A 20,747-nucleotide genomic window follows, 5' to 3' on the forward strand; every position below is an offset into this window, starting at 1 on the left:
AAAAACATCTTGATGACTTTTATGAAAAAACGTCAAAAATCAGCTAATTGACGAAATCATCCTGAGAACATAAAGTGAAGATAAGCATTAGATTTGGCCATAGTTTACTCTTACTCATTTAGGGTATGGCCCGATAAAGAGGACAGAGTCGATGATCATACTAGTCGGTGGAGAAAAAGGCGGTAGCGGTAAAAGCTGTCTAGCACAAAACATTGCCGTGTTTCTTACAACAGAGGCTCAAGCCAGTGTCATTATGGTGGACTGCGATCCACAGCGCACGACATCAGACTGGATCCAGGCTCGAAACAATAACCCAGACTTAGCCACCATCAATTGTGTGCAGCTCTATGGAAAAATTCGTAATGACTTGCTCAGTTTAGAACAACACTACGATTATGTGATTGTCGATTGTGGCGGCCAAGATAATCTTGCATTACGCGCATCCATGTCGGTTGCATCGCATGTGTTAATGCCATTACGACCAAAACGTCGCGATTTAAAAACCGTCAGCCACATGGATGACATCGTTTCAACTTGCTTAATGATAAACCCTAAAATGAAGGCCTCTTTTGTTATTACTCAGTGCCCTAGTTTGCCCAATCAAGCAGGTCGAATTATTGAAGCTAAAGATGTCTGCCGCACCTATAACATCAATGTGCTTGATGCGATTAATTACTGCCGTAACATTTATGATGACAGCGAAGAGTCAGGCTTGTCGGTATTTGAAATAGAACCCGATGGCAAAGCAACAGAAGAAATGCGCAGCATTGCATGTGAGCTATTGGGTATTACTGATGCAAAACAGCTTATTGAACAACACAACAATGTGTCTAACGAAACGACATTGAGAGGAAATTATGGGACTAGCCGATCTCAAGAAAAACGCTTCGTTATGTAAAACAGAGCGGCCCATTGCAGTATCAATAGATGACTTTATTGCCGCTGCTGACTTATACGCGGCGGGCAAACCAACATCACTTAATTCAGATAAAGGTCTGCGCAATAACCTGCAGGTTGAACCGACAAATGTGGTTGATTTTTTACAACGAAAATACCCTAATCAACCACAAGCAATACCTAAAGTGAACAGTAGCAGCAAACCATTTAAACGCTGTACATACACGTTAAGCGAATCGGCAATAGATCAACTCACGCAACTTAGCCAACAAGGCAATATTGCTAAATCAAAGTTGATCAGACAATTAATCAGCCACTATTTTTCACTCACGCCCGAGCAACAAAAACGTATTGACGCTAACTTAGGTTAATCTTATTCGTTAATGAGTACTATCCCCACCCTTTTGCTGGCAGCAAATATCCGAACGATATTTGTTTGCCAGTTCTTTTATATTCATCATCGCTCTGTCGCTGGCACTCAACGCCTCACAAACGCTGATAAAAGCCGTACGCAAATACATAAGCTATGATCTCAATCACGACTTAAATCACGCCCTAAACAACAGCCTAAACAGCTGTATTAAATTGGCAAACTTGAATTTAACGCTAACCTCCCCCATACATAGACTATGTAGATTTATTTTTAGGTTAACTTTATGGTTGCGATTGTCTTTGTCGTGTTTATAGCAGTATTGGCCATCGCCTGGATTGGCAGTAGCCGTTGGCGTAAACAACGTCAACGTCAGCAAATTACGGCTCAGCCATTCCCGAATGCATGGCGCGCAATACTTAAAGCTCGCTTTCCATACTTTAAAGCCATGCCAACAGATTTACAGCTACAACTCAAAAAGCACATTCAAGTGTTTATCGCTGAAAAACAATTTGTCGGTTGCAGTGGCTTTATCATCAATGACGAAGTTAAGGTCACCATTGCCGCCCAAGCCTGCTTACTGCTGCTCAATCGTCAAACAGATTACTACCCCAAATTAAAACAGATTTTGGTGTACCCAGCGGCCTTTATTGTTGAACAAAACCGCACAGACATTGCAGGGGTTCAGTCAAGCCAACGTAATGTATTGTTAGGAGAATCTTGGGAGTATGGCAAGGTCGTATTATCGTGGAACAGCACTGTTGAAGGGGCAGCCGATCCGTTTGATGGTAGTAATGTGGTTATTCACGAGTTTGCACATCAACTCGACCAGGAAGACGGCACTGCCAATGGGGCGCCACCATTAACAGACATTACCGCTTACCGTTCTTGGTCACAAACACTAGGCGAAGAATTTAAACAACTTCAGCATTGCGCAGTGCATCAGAAACCGTCATTATTTAACTATTATGGCGCAACCAATCCAGCAGAGTTTTTTGCGGTTATTAGCGAAACCTTTTTTGAACGTCCTGCGGAGTTTTACCAACAACACCAAAAACTATATAAAGAACTCAGTCAGTTTTATCACTTAGATCCAATCCATTGGCATTAACGCAAACCCACAATAAATCACAGCGAAAATGGCATTAACAACGTAAGGAACATTATGCAATCAATTATTCACCGACTTGGCTTTATCGCCATGTTAGTCACCACAGCTGCAGCTTTCGACTTACACGCAACAGAAGCGAATGACTTAACAACGGATCATACTCAAACAGAACCTAAAAATGCGGCAGTGAGTCAGCAAGTGAGCTCTGAAAGCCAAGCCGTTATAAAAGATCTCAACAATGTAGCAGATATTGAAGATAGCCAAGGCTTGTCAGAAGAAGACCGTCAAGAAGTTAGCGCGCTGTTAAACAAACTGCATGAAAGTGCAGCGGCAGCCGATTGGACTAGTTATTTCAGCTTGTATCACCCACAAGCAGTATTTATTGGCACTGATGATTCAGAGCGTTGGAATATGGTCGAATTTGAACGCTACGCAAAGCCAACAAAAGGCTGGCACTATGAACTTCAATCTCGTCATTTACTCCAAATAGACGATACGATTTTATTTGACGAGCAACTGTTTAGCCCAGCTTATGGCGTAAGCCGAGGCACTGGCGCTTTAGTCCACACGGAACAAGGCTGGAAAATCGCTCAATACCATTTAAGTTTTCCTATTCCTAATGAGAAAGCTAAACGTATCACCAGCTTGATTATGCAGTAATGATCTAAAATATTGAATCGAAAAAAAAGAGATGGCCATTGGTCATCTCTTTTTTTATATATACCCAATCAACTTGAAGATACGTGTTTCACAGCTTCAGGTTGATTGGGTATAAAGCTAACCACATTAACTCATCGACACAGCAAAACAGACATTAGCTAACTGGCAAAAATGGGTAAAGCTGTCATTGTCTTGTGGCTCAAAATGGCGAGCGGTGCCATGCCTGTCAGCATAAAATAACCCAAGCACTTTATTACCAATGGCTAACGGTGCAATCAAAAAACCAAACGAGGATAATTTTTCTACAAGCGCATCATCAACTTGCACTTTGCAATCTTGCGAAGAAGGCGCGTTAATCCAAATACTGCGTTTTTGTTCAATACATTGACTAAATACAGATTGAGGATCATTGAGTTCAATCACAAAAGCTTGTTTAAGCATCTCAGCATCGTCCCCCATCATGACCCGAGGTTGCAATAATTTACGGCTTGGCGATAACAACAACACCCCACATCGATCGACTCCCACTCCCGTTAAAATGCCTTCCAGTGTTGTTTGCATAATTTGATTAAAATCAGTTTTCACCACAGCATACTGAGTCAACTGTCGTAACTTGCTGAGTTGATATCCTTGATCCGTTTGACGAACAATGACTTCTTCGACAGGTGTTTCGATACAATCAGCTACGCGGCTCGGTTCAGGTAAATATGACACAATCGCTTTCGCACCATATTCAACCGCCAGTTTGTGGGTCATTTCATTACAATGAATAATCCGTTTAGTGATTTCTTCGACACTCACATCTAACATTTCGGCGGCTTGAGTTAATCTTTTTTGTAATTCTTTGGGATCGGAATAAGCTTGCGATAATACTTCCGAAAGCTTGTCCGCCAAAAATATGCAACGTATTTCAGGCATACGTTCGTCAGGTTGGGCTAAGGATTTCAACAAAACCTCTCCTAACCCCCAACTTCGGGCTATCCCTTGAGTAAGCTGGATAAAGGACGTGCCTAACTCAGCCCTAATTGCTGCGTTTTGATCTACTTTGTTATCAATATGGGCTAACTTACGGTCAAGATTCTCAGTAATATCGCCCCCCATACTCCAAAAAGCGCTCTCGCCAATGCGGTATAACAACGAGGCAATAAACACTTCTTCGCGTAAAGATTCACCGCGATCGCTCATCATCATCCGCGCCAACATCGCAGCTTGAAATGACTGGGCCATCAACTTTAACAAACGCTGGTATACGCCTTCAGACAGGTGCTTATTTTCTAAAAGACTAGTGAGAAGTTTTGCGGTAATACAAATATTGCGGATAGTATCAAAACCCAGCACAACGGCTGCACGACTAACCGTAGAAACCTGATTAATGCCTTTATTATAAATAGCACTGTTGGCCACCCGTAAAATACGTGAGGTTAAGGCGTTATCATGCATTACACTGCGGCCGAGCAACGCCAATGAAGACACATCATCTTTGGCAAGTTTCTCTAAGTCACGCACAGTTGAGCATAAAGCGGGCATTTCTTGATCACTGATACGTTTAGTCCAGTAATCGGCCCCTTTTGACTGAGTTGTGGGTTTCAATAATTAACCTAAAATAATTAACCTAAAATAATTAACCTAAATATAACAATTGTACATTTTAGTATACTCAATTTTGTTCAACTATCGTGTACTGTTTATGCTTTATTGTACTCATCTCTAAAAAAATCACGTAATTGAACATTGAAAGTTTATTTTATATACACTTTAATAAAATGAGCGCAAAAAAAACGGCTCATCAGAGCCGCAATCACAAATTCGTGGTTGGGAAAGCTTACGGGTAGGAAGTACCCAAACAATTAAAATCAACAACTAAGCAATTGCTTATGATCTAACAGATTGGATAAAAATCCCGTGCGACCTGTAGGTGAGCCGCACGGGGTTACAATAGCCACAAAGTGGCTAAACTTGTAAAACGGTTGAGCTAACGATTAACTCTGTTGTTCTTCAGTAGAAACCGTTAATGCGGTGACAGATGACGTCCTCCACTGAATGCAGGTAGTAACCTGGCCAAAGTAACCGGTGCCCACTTCTTGCAGATGCGATACGAATGCATTTGTTGCTGACGAGTTAATTGTGTCGTCATAGTGGCGCTCCTTCCTGACTCAATAAGTGGGCAAAGTGAATATCTTCGACCTTGCGCTATGTGCTCTTTGCTAATAAATGGGTCAATAAGCCGTCTTTACGCAGTTAACAGTTCGTAACCAGGTAAAGTTAAAAAGTCGACTAGCTCATCCGAGGTAGTTATTTGTTCAAATAACGCAGCCGCTTGAGTAAATTGACCTGCATTAAATCGTTCACTGCCGAGCTCTTTTTTCACGTTAGCTGTTTCTTGTTTCAACATGTCTTTAAATAAATCTTTAGTGACCAACTTACCGTTTGATAATGTTTTTTGGTGCTTTATCCATTGCCAGATAGACGTTCTTGAAATCTCAGCCGTTGCGGCATCTTCCATCAGGCCATAAATCGGTACACATCCATTACCTTGGATCCACGCTTCGATATACTGAAGTGCAATACGAATGTTTAAACGCATGCCTTCTTCAGTGCGTTCACCTGCGCAGGTTTCTAACAACTCACTGGCTAAAATTGGCGCGTCTACGTCGCGGGTAATGTGCAATTGATTGGTTTTATCGCCGCCGATGTAGTCGTTAAAAATCTGCATTGCGGTATCGGCTAAACCCGGGTGTGCAACCCACGTTCCGTCATGACCATTGCGCGCTTCTAATTCTTTGTCACCACGTACTTTTTGCAATACTTTGGCATTGGTTTCTTCATCTTTAGCAGGAATAAAGGCCGCCATGCCTCCCATGGCTAATGCACCACGCTTATGGCAGGTTTTGATCAGTAAGCGGGAATATGCACTTAAAAACTTAGTGTCCATGGTCACGGCTTGACGATCTGGCAATACTCGGTCTGGATAATTTTTTAATGTTTTGATGTAGCTAAAAATGTAGTCCCAGCGACCGCAATTAAGCGCCACGATGTTTGAGCGAAGCTCATATAGAATCTCTTCCATCTCAAATACGGCAGGTAGCGTTTCAATTAAACAGGTACATTTAATCGTGCCTGGCTTTAAGCAAAAACGTTCTTCTACGAAGGCAAATACCTTTGCCCACCAACGCGCTTCAACATGGCTTTCTAACTTAGGAATATAAAAGTACGGTCCAGAGTTTTTAGCTAATAATTGGCGATAGTTGTGATAAAAATACATTGCAAAATCAACAAGCCCGCCAGGGATAGGGCTGCCTTTATAAAGCACATGTTTTTCAATTAAATGCAGGCCACGAACACGGGCTATTAACACGGCTGGATCTGGGTTAAGTGAATACTGCTTACCCGTTTCTGGCGCTGTAAACGAAATATCGCCATTAACCGCATCACGAAGGTTAATTTGTCCTTCAACTACTTTTTGCCAGCTCGGTGCTAATGAATCTTCAAAATCTGCCATAAACACTTTTGCGTTAGCATTTAAGGCATTAATAATCATTTTGCGATCGACTGGACCGGTGATTTCCACACGACGGTCAGTTAAGTCTTCAGGCATGCCGCGGATAGTCCAATTGCCATCACGAATAGCACGGGTCTCAGGTAAAAAGTCTGGCAGTTCGCCATTATCAATGCGCGCTTGCTTTTGCTTACGCTTCATTAATAACTCTGGCACTTCAGCAGCAAATGTTGCACACAACGAGTTTAAAAAAGCCACAGCACCTGAGTTGAAAACATCTTGCTGACCTTCTATTACAGGGCCTACAAAGGTAATGTCGGTGGCTGCCGAGTCATCTGTTGATGTGGTCTTATTATATTGAGCTACCAACTGTTCTGCCGTCATATATGGCCCCCTAAGTGCTGCATCGTTTTGTTTGTGATGACTCATCAGTAACAACATCTGTGTTTGTATTTAATCGCAACATGTTGCCTGTTAACCCAATTGAGCCAAGGTCCAACGGTGCTGATTAATGTTCAAACTCAGTTATTACTTTTACTCAATCATTTACCGCGACAAACAAAAACGTTCAAATGTCTGCTTCGAACTAAAAACTAACCAAAAACATTTGTAATTGCAACAGTTTGAATTTAACCAAAGCCTTTATCTCCTCTCGAAAATATCGCTAAAAAACCGCTAAAATCAACATAAAAATAAAATACAAACAATTGATAAATATGAGCTTAAAGGTTTAGAGTTAATAATCTAAATCATATTTTATTAATTCATCTTACCAATTTACCAAGAAATACATTTGGTAAAAATCAATGTAATAAATTTACTACTTGTAAACATTTAATTACTAAACTTCAGTCTAAATAAGAAAGTAGAACAATTTGATTACGTTTTGAGCTTACCTATAGGTAAGGATTAATTTTTCATACTAAACATAATCTTAACAATTAAGCATACAAACCAGAATTTAAACGATCGTTTTAATATTACGTTTACGTAAACGAGAAAGTTGAAAGGTTGAGAACAACTAAAAAGACGAGTTACGTCACCCGATCAACAAGAATTGATAGATTGGTTTTTTGCAAAATAAATGCATTTATTTTGCAAAAAAATGATAAAAACGTCATTAATAGTGCATTTAAGATGATAATTTGCTTAGAAATGGTGCATGTGATTGAGGTGACTAAAGGTAAATTCGACAAGATGAATTTCATCATGGGTTTGGATAAACGCCAAATGACTCAATCAACGCTTAATAGCAATATTGATTGATATATCAATATACAGGGTATTTATCTGCTTTTCTGTCGACGATGTTGCATGCGAATACGCTTTCTTTGTCGATAATAAATCAACGTCATTGATGCATAATTCGGATTAATAATACTGCACAAGGGAACAGCACATGCACAAAATGGGACGTTTAACGACGCTTAGTGATTAGCTCAAAGGATTGGCTCAAAAGATTGGCTATAGCAGATTTGCACGACAGAAATAACATGATGAAGAATAAGCATAATAAATCAGATGATAAGTTGATATTAAGAGCTAGCCCTTAGCTCACCGAATTTATCGAAAGAGGTGTCAGCGCAGTAACGCATTTATGCTTAAGCATCAGGATAGATCAAGCGGGATTAATTTGAAAATAAACGAGTCGGCTTTGCCATTGATTCGTTGTAGCAAACAACACAGTTACGGCCATTATGTTTTGCGCTATAAAGGGCGACATCTGCACGTTGAATGAGTGGATCAAGGCTTAGGTCGTCTTTAGTCGCTGTGCTAACGCCACTACTCACTGTGATGGTGAAGTCGTGTCCTGAGTAACGGGTATTAATGCCTAATAATTCAATACGCACACGTTCTGCAAACTCTGCTGCTGCGGCTTGATCTTGCTTGGGCATAAAAATAGCAAACTCCTCCCCTCCCATTCGAGTAAAGATATCATTTGGCCGTATCATCGCTTCAATCACAGAAGTGACTTTTTTGAGGGTCCAATCTCCTGTTGCATGACCAAATTGATCATTGATGTTTTTAAATAAATCTAAATCCATCAGCAATACAGAAAACGGTTCGTTAATCGTTTGCGCCTCGACAAACTCATTTTCAGCTAATTCCTGGCCAGTTCGGCGGTTGTAAATCCCGGTTAGCCCATCACGCTGAGCTTGCTTCATAAATTGATTACGTTGCAGCCACGCTGAGATCAGCAGCAATAGCAACCCTACAGAAACACCCACTAATAAGGTCGAAAACATAATTGATGAACTTTTATCTTTCATGAATAAATCTTTCTGCTGTACCAGTAATTCATGATCTTGCATCAAACTATTGTTTTCGCGATTTTTCTCAACACTGTCAAAACGCGCCATTTGATAGGCGTTTTCCTTTACTTTTTGTTCGTTTAATATCTGCAGGCTCAATGCATTTGCCACCACTTGATATTGATAAGCTTTATCAAATTGACCTTGCTTACCAGCCACTAATGACAGCGCTTCATTCACGCGCTTTTTCACTAACCAATTATTTGGCGCTATAGGCAGCTGATTGACTTTGTCGGCAAAGAATTTGGCTTGCTGAAAACGGCCTAAATAAAAATAAGTCATGCCTAGATATGAATGAATTTCATTAATTTCGACTTCAAACTTAAACTTTTGATAACCTTCTAGTGAGGTTAATAATAACGATTCAGCCTGGAGATAATCTTCTTTTTCATAAGCCACTATGCCTCGGCCTTTAACCGACATAACGGCAATAAGCGGAAAACCTTGTTCGGCACAATATTGCTCTGTATCGCTAAAAAGGCTCGATGCTTGTTCAAGCTGCTTTAAACGCAAATGGGCCACTGAATAATACAACATCGAATAACATTGATTTTTAGGGTTTTTGCCTTGATTCAGATCCAGCGCTAATCGCGAAATACGTAACATTTCGTCGTACGCTTCTAATTCTAAATAGACATTTAGTAGGCGATTGTAAGTAGCAATTTTAATGCTATTGTCTTGGTAGTTATGTATGCGGGCTAAATTAATCTCTAGTTGGGTAAACGCTTGCTTGTAATCTTTAAGCCCTATGCTGGCAGTGACTTTGTATAAGTAAATCCGCGTTAAAATATCGTCAGGCGGATTAAAAGATAGCGCTTTTTCTAATGCGATATCGGCGTCGTTATACTCTGCTAAATACAGGTGCTTAACGCTTATCAGCATATAGAGGCGACTTTTTTGACTACTCGACAACGTTGCTTCATGGCTTAATACCGAATTAAGTTTAACTATCGCACTTTGGGTGTCGGTATGCATAAAACTTTCAGCGGTATCAAGCTCTGTATCTATTTCGTCTGCATGAGTTATCACCGCGCTACTTAACAGCAACACGGTAACAATCCATTTAATGCAAAAGCGAATCAGCAATGTGCCTACCTACTATGGTGTTGTGATTATCTGGAACATCTGCATCTCATCGTCTCCGGCTAATTGACGAATAAGGGCTTTATCTCCAGACATCACAGCAGCGATTTCTTCATCGGTAATGGCATTGGCTTTCATCACGCCTCGCGGATCTTGTTGATAAGCTTCTAACAATACGGCATCGGTGCCTAATTGAGTAAAAAATTGACTTAAGTTCGACATATCATGTCCTTAATTATAAATTTATTATGTGACACTAAAATGTTTTTCATCCGAGATCAGTCTCAGTTATTGCTAATTTCGCAAGCATTTCATGGTTAAGCCTCAGTGGTTGGCTCGGTGGAATGAGCAACGTACTGATGGTCGTTAATTGAACACCCGCTAATTCACCCAACTTAATTCTTTCTATGCGAGGTGCTTGTACCGCTAAATTTGCCGCTTCATAGATAACCACACCATGATCAAGCGAATACCACTGCGTTAAGTGTTCAACCAATATCTGCATTCTTGCTTTCGTTGTACCAAATTGCGTTAACGTATGTTCTCCAGCCAGCGCAATTTGCCACAACACAAGATGCGCGCAGGTATCGGGTACATGTTGATACAGCATAAATTGGGTGGCTTCATAACTTTGATGACCACTACTGCCAGGATCTATCCCAAGGTCTGCCCATAAACAAGCTTCTGCTGAAACACCCGCGAGCATTTTTGCACTAAAACCTAGCTTTTTTGTTTGTGCAATGGCCATATGGGACACACAGGAAAACACCCCAGGATGCCCATACAAAGCGCATACCACTATTTTATTGGCGCGTACTTCAACTAACATAGCATCAACCATTTGCTGATAACTATCACGTCGATTTTTAATTTCACCCGCTTGCGCGTAATAAAGTTGCAACGAACGAACATCATCATTAAGTGTCGCCAACCATCTGTCGGTAAAACCATCTGGCACCAACGAAAACACCACATCAGCAAGCTGAATGTAACTGACGCTTAGTCGGCCTATTTGTCCTGCAAGTTGTATCCCTGTGCCGACACAAATTAATTGACCGTTTTTTACCGGTTCGCTTGATGAGTCTGGTGGCTCTATTATCATTGTGCCATCTTATTTTATTGATGAATAACACTATTTTAACGCTACTAGCATTAATGCCAGCAATAGCACTACTGTTTAAAGTAAACACTTTAATGACTATTTACCAACATTACTACAACACTATGGTGTAAATATCGTCAGTATAACGACAACACCCAGTTAGAGACGGTGTGATATGTTGCGCGCGCCATATTTCTGTAATGGTCAAGTATTCCTCGACAAGATTGAAATAGCACCATTTAAAAATTAAGATTGAAACGCAACTGGTGCTGAGCTAATGCCATTTCGCATTAAGTAAGTGATCACTCATAATGCGTCCAGCGGTTTTTGATTAAAGCGTCGCTATGATGTAATGATTGTTCCCATTCAAATAGCGAAAACACAGAGCGAAAGCAGCTAAGGTATTCCTTTAAGGCGAGTGTTAATCGCAATATTGTTTTAAATGAGCTTTTCTGGTCATTTAATTGACAAAAAAAGGAACTTACGCCCAGATATTCACTCAAAGCCACAACATCTTCTAATCGGCCCTTGTCAGCATAGGGACAGCTTGGGTATGATGACCGACAGAATTTAGGAAGTAGCGCAGACAATGATAAACAAAAAACAAAGTCTTACCCTTGTAAGCGCAGTAGCGCTTTCACTATCTATGAGCGGATGTAGCGTTTTCGATTGGCTAATTTATAAGCCTGATATTCCGCAAGGTAACTACATGGAAACGCAACAAGTTGAAAAACTGCGCGTGGATATGTCCAAAGAACAAACTGAATATATTTTAGGGCGTCCTGTTTTACGCGACAGTTTTTCTGACGACACTTGGTACTATGTGTACCACTTTAAAAGTGGCCGTAATGCAAAAATCACTCATAAAGAACTCATCGTTCATTTTACCGGTGATAAAATCTCTAGCGTGACTGGCGATTACGATTTAAGTAACGAGTTCAGTACTCCACTTGAGTTGAGCACTTTACCGTCGGTAAACGAGGCTGATTTACAGCCGTTATTGCCTGAAGTGCGTCCAGACGCAAAACCTCTCGTTGAAGAAAAACGTCCTACGTTGAGCAATCAACCAGAAAAAACCAACGAGCCAGATTAATTCTTAATCCGCGCCGACAAAAAAGCAGAATCAACTGATTCTGCTTTTTTATATCTGCAATAAAATCGAAAGTGAACCTACTTCGATTAACTGACCTTAGCACCGGTAATTTTATTAATCCGGCCTTCATCTTTCGCTTTCTCGGCACGTTTACGACGCACGTCTTTAGGGTCGGCAATCAAAGGGCGGTATATTTCAACACGTTGCCCAGGCACGAGCACTTCATCGTGTTTTGCTGCTCGGCTGAAGGTCCCCAGCTTAACGTCATCAAGGTTTATTTCAGGAAAAAACTTCACAATATGACTTTGAACCACCGCTTCAATGAACGTTGTGCCCGCGGTAACCATTGTTGTGATGATTTTTTGCTGCTTTGGTAAGGCATAAATGACATCCACGGCAAATTGTTCTGTTTCACTAGTCACGATAAATTACCTTTGCTCTTTCGGTAAATGCCATCACCATCGACGACATTAACTCTTTAAAAACTTTACCAAATGCCATATCAACTAACTTATTTGAAAATTCAAAGTCTAAGTCAAACTCAACTTTACAGGCTTCGTCAGTTAATTCAGTAAACTGCCATAATCCATGCATATACTTAAAAGGACCGTTTTCAAGCTCAAGAGAAATCGTTTTTGCCTCTACAATCTGGTTGCGCGTTGTAAAGGTTTTACTGATCCCAGCCTTACTCACATCAACAGATGCCACCATGGTTTTACCGTCAAACTCTAGCACCTTCCCCCCTACACAGCCGGGTAAAAAAGCATGGTACGACTCAACATCATTGACTAAATCATACATTTCTTTAGCACTAAACCTAACCAGCATACTTTTGGCAATCTTGGGCATCTGACATCACTATAGTAAAAACAATGTGTGGATTTTATCACGTTACACAAAAAAGGCATCCGCCTTGATGTTAAATCGTGTGGGAAATAACACAATCGTTAAGAAACTGGGTATAATCGTTGATATATCAAAAATCTCCCCCATATCTTTTATATCAATGGTGTTAATTTAAAACATTAATATAATAGCGTTTATTAAATGGGCTAACTGCTGACTGTCAGCTCGCTCTGTTAAAGAGTGATAGCGACATTCACTACGGTAAATACAATGGTAAAGAAAAAAACAGCAAATGCCTCAGCAAGCATCGCACGCAACAAGCGCGCGACCTTTGAATACCGCATCGAAGACAAAGTCGAAGCAGGATTGCAGCTGATGGGCTGGGAAGTTAAATCTATCCGTATGGGTAAAGTTAACTTATCAGACTGTTACGTATACATTAAAGAAGGCGAAGCCTTTATGCATGGTTGTACAATTCAACCACTGAATACGGCATCGACCCACGTAATATGTGACCCAATCAGAACCAAAAAACTGCTACTAAAGCGCAGTGAAATTGACAAACTTGCCGGCTTAATTGAACGTCAAGGCTACACCTTAGTGCCATTATCAATGTACTGGCGCAAAGGCGCTTGGGTAAAAGTTGAGATTGGCTTAGGTAAGGGTAAAAAAGATCACGACAAACGTGAAGACACCAAAGAACGCGAGTGGAAAATTGAAAAAGCACGCGTAATGAAAAAAGACAAAGAAAACGCTTAATCTCGTCAGTAGGCCGCACAAACAACTAAAACAGATAAGTTGTTATTGAACATAGGCCTATAACGAACAGATAGTGAACAAACGATTATATTTTGTTAATGGACACTAGGTATTCGTCCAACAACACGTTATGATTAACTCAATTGGGGGCGATTCTGGATTCGACAGGATTCACGAAACCCAAGGAGCATGTCGAGGGGCGGTTGGCCTCGTAAAAAGCCGCACCGTTATAGTTGCAAACGACTCTAACTACTCTCTAGCAGCTTAGGCTAGCTAGCCATCACCCACACGTTTCGCACGTGGACAGTGGATTCTGATGGTCATATTACAGTGTGCTAGCGAGGGAACTCCGTCCGGGGGTGAACCGCGAAACAGTACCGGACTCACCAAGTAGCATCCTGTCTTTCGGAGACTGCTTGGTTAAATAAAAGAGAGACTAAACATGTAGTGCCGAGGATGTAGGCTTTCTGGACGCGGGTTCAAGTCCCGCCGCCTCCACCAATTAAAGGAACGAAGACGTCTTAGTACGTCTTTTTTTCTGTCTGTAAAATACATAAATCAATGACTTACGTAAAAAGCTGTTCCATTTGTGTACGATAACGTTTGTTGAAAACCAGAACTTTTAGTAACATCAGAAGTAACATCGGCACATTTATAGCCGTTTCGATGTTACTAAAACCATAATTTAGGCCTATAACTGTCAATAATTTATAGGTTTACATATCTTAGTAACATCGCTTTAATCACTCAGGTCAGTGTTACTAAGGATGGTGTTACTATGGCAAGACTTGCAAAGCCCCTTTCTGATACAGAAATCAAAAATGCTAAAGCAAAAGACAAAGAATATAACCTGGCAGACGGTGCGGGGTTGCAGTTAAGGGTAAAGCCTAACGGTTCTAAGCTTTGGCTTCTCAATTACGTCAATCCAATTACCAAGAAAAGACAAAACCTAAGTTTTGGCTCATATCCTGATATTTCTCTTGCTGATGCACGTAAACTTGCACAAGAAGCTAGAACGCTCATCGCGTTAGATGCTGACCCCAAACAACATAAAGCTGATGAGCTAGCTGCAAAAGCGGCACTCACTGAACATACTTTTGAGATAGTCGCTCTGCAATGGTTTGAAGCTAAGAAAGAATCCATAACTCTGGACCATGCTGATTCAACATGGCGCTCTTTCAAGCTACACTTACTCCCTGCTTTAGCTAAAACTCCGATCAGCCATATCACTGCGCCGATGGTTATTAAAGTATTAAGGCCTGTTGAAGCAAAAGGTAATCTCGAAACTGTTAAGCGATTAAGCCAACGCATAAACGAAGTCATGATATACGCCGTCAATACGGGCCTTATTCATGCAAACCCTTTATCAGGCATTAAATCAGTATTTAAAAAACCACGCAAAGAACACCTTGCTGCACTAAAACCAAATGAATTACCTGAGTTAATGCTGACTATTGCGAACGCCAGTATTAAAAAAGTCACCCGCTTTTTAATTGAATGGCAATTGCATACCATGACTCGGCCGAATGAAGCCGCAGCAGCACGATGGGATGAAATTAATTTTGATGACCGGTTATGGTTGATTCCGGCAGATAAAATGAAAATGCGCCGTGATCATGTTATCCCCCTTACAGACCAAACTATTGCGCTACTTGAAGCAATTAAGCATTTCAGCGGTCACAGAGAGTATATTTTTCCTGCTGAGAGAAACCCTAAAACACATTGCAATGTACAAACAGCAAACGCTGCATTAAATCGAATGGGGTTAAAGGGCCGCACCACCGCACATGGCCTTCGTTCGTTAGCAAGTACAACACTCAATGAGCAAGGGTTTGATGCTGACCTTATCGAAACAGCGTTAGCACATATAGATAAAAATCAGATACGTAGCGCTTACAACAGAACGGACTACTTAGAACGCCGTAGAGTGATGATGAATTGGTGGAGTGAGTACATAATGAATGCATCAAGCGGTAATTTTAGTTTGGCTAATAACTTAAAACACTTAAAAGTCGTAGGAGAATAGCGATAAAATTTTGATTAATTGTATAAACAATATTACTACAGGGAGTTTAGATTGTGGCGCTTACCAAATTATTTTTTTCATTAGATGAAATAGCATTAAATTTAGCCGATATGTCATTTTACGATATAGGTTCAGTACACAGGGCAGAAAGTGGGAATTGGAGTGGATGGGAAGAAGCTAAACAATATCTTGAAATTTTATGTGACCATGTAGAAGATCTTCAACTTAGGACAAAGAATGATTCTGTTTTTTTATTCGAACCTATCGATAACTTTGTAAGTAATCGAAGTGTCATACACACAATTTCAGACGACCCTTTGGAGCAATTTCCACCATTTCCTATAGATACTAAAAATACTAAAATTGGACTAGATGAAATCAAAAATTGGTGTTTAAAGCATAATCTAAGGCCTTCATTTCTGTTTAGTGATTCCCCTACCCCTACTTCTGAACTCCAGTCATTTGAACCTCATAATGACTTAATGTCTGAATTAGCATTGTTACTCAAAGGTGAACATCAGCATCAAGCAGAAGAGCTAAAAATTGCAATTAATGCATGGTATCAAGCTTCACTTCTTATCCGAAATAACGAAGGAAGTAAAAGTTACCTAAAACTAATTTCGACTCAAATTGAAAAAATATCGCCAAAATTAAGCAAAGCAACACTAGATAGGATAGCAAAGGTAAGCAACTGGAATAAAAAAGGCAATGGCATAGAAAATAATTAGGTGATCCATTTCTAAAAAGGGATCACCATTTAAGCACACTTAATTCCAACAAAAATATAAGCTTTTGTAATTAATAGAATATTTGTAAATCAAAGATCTTATATGGGTAGTGCTAGCTATTTTATTAAGAATTTAACTTTTAATCTAAGCCCCGTCCAAACAAAACTTAACATGTACGGGGAACACCATGAAAGTACTAAGATTGAAAGAAGTAATGCGTTTAACAGGTTTAGCTAGATCAACCGTTTACGACTACATAGCTAAAAAACAATTCCCAAAACCTATCATTTTAGGGCAGAGAGCAGTTGGCTGGCTCGACCACGAAATTCAAGATTGGATAAGCGAACGCATCGCCGCTCGTGACGCCTAAATCAATATCGGCACCATAATCATGGTGCCGGCTTTCCATAGCAATTATATCGATGTTATGCACTGTATCTGCGTGACATTACCGTATCGTGGTACAAGTTAATGGAATATTTCAGATGATTTCGTACAACAGCTATAGGTTTTTTACCCCTACTTTTTTAAAACACATATTGTTAAAAGCCTTACGCGGCGCTTACTTCGTGCAGCAAAGCAAATGGTGTTTATGGGGGATATTGATAATATCTTATTCTCTACCTTTCTTACCTGCTTTACTTTTTTAGTCGGTACAGCATATGTACGTCACTAAATCAAAATACTATCAGCATCAAGAAAGCTTCTGGAGAATCAACAGCACTACATCTGGCTGTTATACGCCTATGTTAAAAACCATGCTTGACCAATTCTTTAACCTTCATACTTATTATGCTCGAGCATTTGTCCTCAGATTCGATTTAAGACAAGCTTCATATACAGATTCGAATCAGCGAATGACACAGTTTTTCAGAAGGTTATCTAAACAATTAAAAGCAAAATATAAACTTAAAAGATTGGCTTACTTTTGGGTTCGAGAAAAAGATAGATCTCAGGCACAACATTACCACTGCGTGCTATTTGTTGATGGTAGGATGGTTAATTACTCCACCAATATATCGTCATTATGTGAAGCTATTTGGACCGATATGAGTGGAGCATATTGGCGCCCTGAAAACTGTTTCTATCTGAGCCATCGTGATGATGAGGCAGTACAGCAAAAAGTCATCTGGCGAATAAGCTATTTAGCTAAAACGAGAACGAAAGCAGATAAGCCACCACAAACAAAGAGCTATGGTTCAAGTCGAATTTCGCCAAACCCAAAGAGTTTAATACGATGAGCATCCAGGTTTAGAGATTGAGAGCTAGTTGATCACAAATCATAATCAGGATCACACTCACCCGAATTTTCATCGCAATTATTTAAATGACCTTTTTCTATATCGGTATTTTTGCAAACCTTATAGTCAGGCCCTAAGAATCGACATTTCCCATAATATTTTGAATTACAGGCATCCCAGGCCATTTGCTCAGTCTCGTAGCAACCACAACCAGACAGCCCTATCAGTAAGATAGCTGGAAGTGTTTTAAGTATTCTCATTTTTAGTAATCCAATATATAAAGCCTGATATGCATAAACTTAGAATAGTAACTTTTGGGAATGCCGCAGATATGCAATATGCCTTGAAACAAGAGCCGTAACCAAGTTGATTAAAAAACATCACGACAACAAAAGTAGGAATCAAAACAAGTAAAAATCTAATCATATTTTCTTCAAGCCTTTATTTAATAGGCAACTATTAGGGACTAACGAGCCCCTGTAAACTTCCTGTTTTATAGATATGCTTTAACTAAGGCTTTAACTAAGGCTTTAACTAAGGCTTTAACTAAGGCTTTAACTAAGGCTTTAACTAAGGCTTTAACTAAGGCTTTAACTAAGGCTTTAACTAAGGCTTTAACTAAGGCTTTAACTAAGGCTTTACAGTATTAATTCACTTTTAAAAAGCAATGGCAACATACATTAATCTAAATACAAGCTGCACACTGCTTGGTTTCTAGCCTTTTATTAGGCTGGTCATAATTGGAGACTTATTTCTTTTTCCAATTCTAATCCTCTTGCTACCTTCTTTTTATTTTCTAATGCCGCACTAATTTTCCAGCTATAGCCATTTTGCAACCATTCACCGGTTACTAAGCATTCACCATTTGAGCTAATAAAAACACTTGTTAACTTTATACTGCAGAAGTTATCATCATGAGTATAGTCATTATATTTAATTGGTATTTTTGAAGCAAAGTAGAATCCATTTTCAGCATCATTCCAATTACAACGGCCTTCACATGAAAACTCACCAGACTCATCCACACCTTGTAACATGAAGATAATTTCTTTATATGCATTGAAACTAAAGCTCTGTGCCTTAAGCTCCCAATCATCATCTTTTATATCAAAAAAACCAACAAACTGAAGCTCTAAAGGATCAATTTTTTTGAGTGTTTTTCCTTTCATCAACTGTTGCTGCAAACCTTTAGCACTAAGTTCAACTTTATAATTTCTGTTGCCTAAACGTCGACCTTTAGCTTTGCGAGAATTTTTTGCCTCAAAAACACGCAACATCGGATAACAATTAAAATCTATCAAATGATTATCATGCTCATTGTTTATGAAGAGAGAAACTGGACGTTTTTTATTCGAGTTACCCAAGTAAGTGGCAAGTAAAGATATTCCATCACCGTATATGTCTGGATTTGTTTCAAGAGATAACGCTTGAAGTTCATTCTCGTTAATGAGCCAAGATAAAAAATAATTCTCAAATTGCACAGATTGATGTTGAAATTCAATTCGCAAATAAGCGAGATTGTGAAATGTCCAAATAAGTTCAAGCTCAGATTCGTCATCACAATCAAAAAGTATATTTAACCCATTGATATTATGACTAAATACACTTAGGTATTCTATTTCGCATAAATAAAAACCAGGAGAAACATTCGCTAAGTTAATGAAAGCATTGGGGTTGCCTTCAACAATAGAGTTAACTTCATCAAACGTTGGGATAGTATCAAAGACAACTTCCTGCATCATTTCCATATTACTTGGCCTCTTCCATTAAATTTAAGCTATAGCTTACTTATAAAATCTTAAAATTATTCACTAAAATGCTTTAATTACAACTTTATTTCATTAAATAAACTTTTAAATCTCAATAAATAATTACTCATCTTAGTGAAGATTTATCAATGTTCAAAATGGGTAATTTAATCTCAATGCCTTATCGAATGAACAACGCAGAATATTAAAAATGTCTATTCTGCTGTTTCAAAACTAAATTCAACTTTATACTTTTTAAGTGTCAGGTTAGGTACCACTCTTGATGCGGCGATGGCTTTATCATCAAAGTCACCAGCAACCAATATACCTCGGGTATCAACGCTATCTTCAGCAATCAACACATCCCCCATATAACTTAGGATTTGAGCAATAGCCCTTTGCCCAGCAACGCCAGTTTTAAGTTCAATCACAACGGTTCTATTTTGGGCATCCCGAGCCGTAATATCAATAAAACCAGAGTCAACAGAACGTTCTTTGCCATCATCAATAATACAAAGCCCAGGTTCAAGTTGTTCGATATTCAGTCGCAAAGCGGCTTGCATATCTTTTTCAAGACTAATGCTATGAAGAGGCTTTAAATCTTCAACAATAGCATCGTCAACCGGTTCAAACTCAAAGGATTGGTCTACCTCAACAAAGCCTTCTTCTTTGAACCTTTTATACCGCCTTATGGCATCACGATATGAGGCTAAATTATTGTAAGGCACACCATCAAAAGGGATCCTTGTCGGGTTAGGTCTATTGTTTTGTCTATCCGCTTGCGTGTATGTCAGTTCACCAATTAGAGGGTTTAAGCCATCTTTTGCATGTAGGTCATCAAGATCCCCGTAATGACTTTCAACGCGCCCAGCACGATGCATTTGAGCTGTAATAGTATTATCGGCATACCCTTGTAACTTTAGCCAAGATCGATATTGTTCAGATTTCATTATTCCCTCCTTGAAAACCACTTTTAATAGAAGCTTAAGACTTAATAACAATATGCCATCACCTTCATCTATGTCATTAGCTACTCAAGCTTTGGCTTAGTGCTTCTGCTTGCTTTAGGCATAACTCAATGGCCTCATCAGCTCTGTCTGGTGGGTATTTCCATTTGCGCAATGCAAGGCGCGCCAGATTGCGCAACTTAGCGCACAAAGCACTCATGTAAAATGACTCTAATATAATCATCCAGCTCTGGTGCTAGGCCTTCTGGCGCAATGTCATAATCCAAATATTTAAACCAGACGAGGCAAAATTGCCCCTGTTGTTTTT

The 20,747-nt window shown here is 39.6% G+C and carries 19 protein-coding genes, 1 other RNA gene and 1 pseudogene; 11 read left to right on the forward strand and 10 right to left on the reverse strand.

All coding sequences use genetic code 11. The features are described 5' to 3' along the window. The first annotated feature begins 151 nt into the window (after positions 1–151). The 4 genes from ACROAE_RS00190 (at position 152) to ACROAE_RS00205 (ending at position 3,038) form a co-directional block, all read left to right on the forward strand. Positions 152–898, forward strand: coding sequence for an AAA family ATPase (locus ACROAE_RS00190; RefSeq protein WP_432398912.1), 747 nt, complete (start codon positions 152–154; stop codon positions 896–898). Then, on the forward strand, positions 858–1,268 hold the full coding sequence (locus ACROAE_RS00195) for a hypothetical protein (protein ID WP_432398913.1): 411 nt from the start codon (positions 858–860) through the stop codon (positions 1,266–1,268). The genes ACROAE_RS00190 and ACROAE_RS00195 overlap by 41 nt, the downstream gene beginning before the upstream one ends. A 285-nt stretch (positions 1,269–1,553) precedes the next feature. Beyond that, the gene (locus ACROAE_RS00200; RefSeq protein ID WP_432398914.1) at positions 1,554–2,378 is read left to right on the forward strand and encodes a zinc-dependent peptidase; all 825 of its coding nucleotides are present in this window, start codon (positions 1,554–1,556) and stop codon (positions 2,376–2,378) included. A 54-nt stretch (positions 2,379–2,432) separates the two neighbouring features. After that, entirely contained in the window at positions 2,433–3,038 is a 606-nt protein-coding gene (locus ACROAE_RS00205; protein WP_432398915.1) for a nuclear transport factor 2 family protein, read from the forward strand. 126 nt (positions 3,039–3,164) lie between these two features. Here ACROAE_RS00205 and ACROAE_RS00210 read toward each other — a convergent pair whose 3' ends face one another. The 5 genes from ACROAE_RS00210 to ACROAE_RS00230 form a co-directional block, all read right to left on the reverse strand. Further along, entirely contained in the window at positions 3,165–4,628 is a 1,464-nt protein-coding gene (locus tag ACROAE_RS00210; protein WP_432398916.1) for an HDOD domain-containing protein, read from the reverse strand. A 640-nt stretch (positions 4,629–5,268) separates the two neighbouring features. Beyond that, on the reverse strand, positions 5,269–6,918 hold the full coding sequence (gene aceB, locus ACROAE_RS00215; protein WP_432398917.1) for a malate synthase A: 1,650 nt from the start codon (positions 6,916–6,918) through the stop codon (positions 5,269–5,271). Positions 6,919–8,162: 1,244 nt separating this feature from the next. Continuing rightward, positions 8,163–9,896 (reverse strand): diguanylate cyclase, encoded by a 1,734-nt coding sequence (locus ACROAE_RS00220; protein ID WP_432398918.1) that lies wholly within the window; start codon positions 9,894–9,896, stop codon positions 8,163–8,165. Between the two features lie 48 nt (positions 9,897–9,944). Next, positions 9,945–10,151: a hypothetical protein gene (locus tag ACROAE_RS00225; RefSeq protein WP_432398919.1), complete on the reverse strand. Its 207-nt coding sequence runs from the start codon at positions 10,149–10,151 to the stop codon at positions 9,945–9,947. Positions 10,152–10,197: 46 nt separating this feature from the next. Beyond that, complete coding sequence (locus tag ACROAE_RS00230) at positions 10,198–11,031, reverse strand: SAM-dependent methyltransferase (protein ID WP_432398920.1); 834 nt, start codon at positions 11,029–11,031, stop codon at positions 10,198–10,200. A 589-nt stretch (positions 11,032–11,620) separates the two neighbouring features. Here ACROAE_RS00230 and ACROAE_RS00235 point away from each other — a divergent pair. Continuing rightward, the gene (locus ACROAE_RS00235; RefSeq protein ID WP_432398921.1) at positions 11,621–12,124 is read left to right on the forward strand and encodes an outer membrane protein assembly factor BamE; all 504 of its coding nucleotides are present in this window, start codon (positions 11,621–11,623) and stop codon (positions 12,122–12,124) included. Positions 12,125–12,210: 86 nt separating this feature from the next. Here ACROAE_RS00235 and ACROAE_RS00240 read toward each other — a convergent pair whose 3' ends face one another. Together ACROAE_RS00240 and ACROAE_RS00245 are read right to left on the reverse strand one after the other, a co-directional pair. Further along, positions 12,211–12,546, reverse strand: a complete 336-nt coding sequence (locus ACROAE_RS00240) for an RnfH family protein (protein WP_432398922.1) — start codon at positions 12,544–12,546, stop codon at positions 12,211–12,213. Continuing rightward, positions 12,539–12,973: an SRPBCC family protein gene (locus ACROAE_RS00245; RefSeq protein WP_432398923.1), complete on the reverse strand. Its 435-nt coding sequence runs from the start codon at positions 12,971–12,973 to the stop codon at positions 12,539–12,541. The genes ACROAE_RS00240 and ACROAE_RS00245 overlap by 8 nt, the downstream gene beginning before the upstream one ends. A 267-nt stretch (positions 12,974–13,240) precedes the next feature. Here ACROAE_RS00245 and smpB point away from each other — a divergent pair, with 267 nt between their 5' ends. From smpB to ACROAE_RS00275, 6 genes are all read left to right on the forward strand, one after another. After that, positions 13,241–13,729, forward strand: coding sequence for an SsrA-binding protein SmpB (gene smpB, locus ACROAE_RS00250; RefSeq protein WP_188954380.1), 489 nt, complete (start codon positions 13,241–13,243; stop codon positions 13,727–13,729). 145 nt (positions 13,730–13,874) lie between these two features. Beyond that, positions 13,875–14,230: a transfer-messenger RNA gene (gene ssrA / locus ACROAE_RS00255) on the forward strand. Positions 14,231–14,507: 277 nt separating this feature from the next. Beyond that, entirely contained in the window at positions 14,508–15,755 is a 1,248-nt protein-coding gene (locus ACROAE_RS00260) for an integrase domain-containing protein (RefSeq protein ID WP_432398924.1), read from the forward strand. Between the two features lie 53 nt (positions 15,756–15,808). Then, a complete protein-coding gene (locus ACROAE_RS00265) occupies positions 15,809–16,483 on the forward strand; it encodes a hypothetical protein (RefSeq protein ID WP_432398925.1) in 675 nt (224 codons plus the stop codon). Positions 16,484–16,670: 187 nt separating this feature from the next. After that, positions 16,671–16,853 carry a helix-turn-helix transcriptional regulator gene (locus ACROAE_RS00270; RefSeq protein ID WP_432384611.1) on the forward strand — a complete coding sequence of 61 codons (183 nt, stop codon included), beginning with the start codon at positions 16,671–16,673 and terminating at the stop codon, positions 16,851–16,853. A 292-nt stretch (positions 16,854–17,145) separates the two neighbouring features. Then, positions 17,146–17,724 carry a YagK/YfjJ domain-containing protein gene (locus ACROAE_RS00275; protein ID WP_432398926.1) on the forward strand — a complete coding sequence of 193 codons (579 nt, stop codon included), beginning with the start codon at positions 17,146–17,148 and terminating at the stop codon, positions 17,722–17,724. Positions 17,725–18,458: 734 nt separating this feature from the next. Here the strand turns inward: ACROAE_RS00275 and ACROAE_RS00280 are convergent. The 3 genes and pseudogenes from ACROAE_RS00280 to ACROAE_RS00290 all read right to left on the reverse strand — a co-directional run. Then, the gene (locus tag ACROAE_RS00280; RefSeq protein WP_432398927.1) at positions 18,459–19,472 is read right to left on the reverse strand and encodes a hypothetical protein; all 1,014 of its coding nucleotides are present in this window, start codon (positions 19,470–19,472) and stop codon (positions 18,459–18,461) included. A gap of 215 nt (positions 19,473–19,687) precedes the next feature. Continuing rightward, the gene (locus ACROAE_RS00285) at positions 19,688–20,422 is read right to left on the reverse strand and encodes an endonuclease NucS domain-containing protein (protein ID WP_432398928.1); all 735 of its coding nucleotides are present in this window, start codon (positions 20,420–20,422) and stop codon (positions 19,688–19,690) included. Between the two features lie 76 nt (positions 20,423–20,498). Further along, positions 20,499–20,624, reverse strand: a pseudogene (locus tag ACROAE_RS00290) (type I restriction enzyme endonuclease domain-containing protein); the annotation flags it as partial. Positions 20,625–20,747 lie beyond the last annotated feature (123 nt).

This window comes from Shewanella sp. MF05960 (assembly GCF_050849305.1).
Lineage (GTDB): Bacteria > Pseudomonadota > Gammaproteobacteria > Enterobacterales > Shewanellaceae > Shewanella.

Bases quoted from the DNA above. Each gene is read 5' to 3' on its own strand.
- ACROAE_RS00245 (WP_432398923.1), bottom strand. From the start codon at position 12,973: ATGCCCAAGATTGCCAAAAGTATGCTGGTTAGGTTTAGTGCTAAAGAA.
- ACROAE_RS00205 (WP_432398915.1), top strand. From the start codon at position 2,433: ATGCAATCAATTATTCACCGACTTGGCTTTATCGCCATGTTAGTCACC.
- ACROAE_RS00230 (WP_432398920.1), bottom strand. From the start codon at position 11,031: ATGATAATAGAGCCACCAGACTCATCAAGCGAACCGGTAAAAAACGGT.
- ACROAE_RS00260 (WP_432398924.1), top strand. From the start codon at position 14,508: ATGGCAAGACTTGCAAAGCCCCTTTCTGATACAGAAATCAAAAATGCT.
- smpB (WP_188954380.1), top strand. From the start codon at position 13,241: ATGGTAAAGAAAAAAACAGCAAATGCCTCAGCAAGCATCGCACGCAAC.
- ACROAE_RS00235 (WP_432398921.1), top strand. From the start codon at position 11,621: ATGATAAACAAAAAACAAAGTCTTACCCTTGTAAGCGCAGTAGCGCTT.
- ACROAE_RS00200 (WP_432398914.1), top strand. From the start codon at position 1,554: ATGGTTGCGATTGTCTTTGTCGTGTTTATAGCAGTATTGGCCATCGCC.
- aceB (WP_432398917.1), bottom strand. From the start codon at position 6,918: ATGACGGCAGAACAGTTGGTAGCTCAATATAATAAGACCACATCAACA.
- ACROAE_RS00195 (WP_432398913.1), top strand. From the start codon at position 858: ATGGGACTAGCCGATCTCAAGAAAAACGCTTCGTTATGTAAAACAGAG.
- ACROAE_RS00275 (WP_432398926.1), top strand. From the start codon at position 17,146: ATGTACGTCACTAAATCAAAATACTATCAGCATCAAGAAAGCTTCTGG.
- ACROAE_RS00285 (WP_432398928.1), bottom strand. From the start codon at position 20,422: ATGAAATCTGAACAATATCGATCTTGGCTAAAGTTACAAGGGTATGCC.
- ACROAE_RS00225 (WP_432398919.1), bottom strand. From the start codon at position 10,151: ATGTCGAACTTAAGTCAATTTTTTACTCAATTAGGCACCGATGCCGTA.
- ACROAE_RS00280 (WP_432398927.1), bottom strand. From the start codon at position 19,472: ATGGAAATGATGCAGGAAGTTGTCTTTGATACTATCCCAACGTTTGAT.
- ACROAE_RS00270 (WP_432384611.1), top strand. From the start codon at position 16,671: ATGAAAGTACTAAGATTGAAAGAAGTAATGCGTTTAACAGGTTTAGCT.
- ACROAE_RS00190 (WP_432398912.1), top strand. From the start codon at position 152: ATGATCATACTAGTCGGTGGAGAAAAAGGCGGTAGCGGTAAAAGCTGT.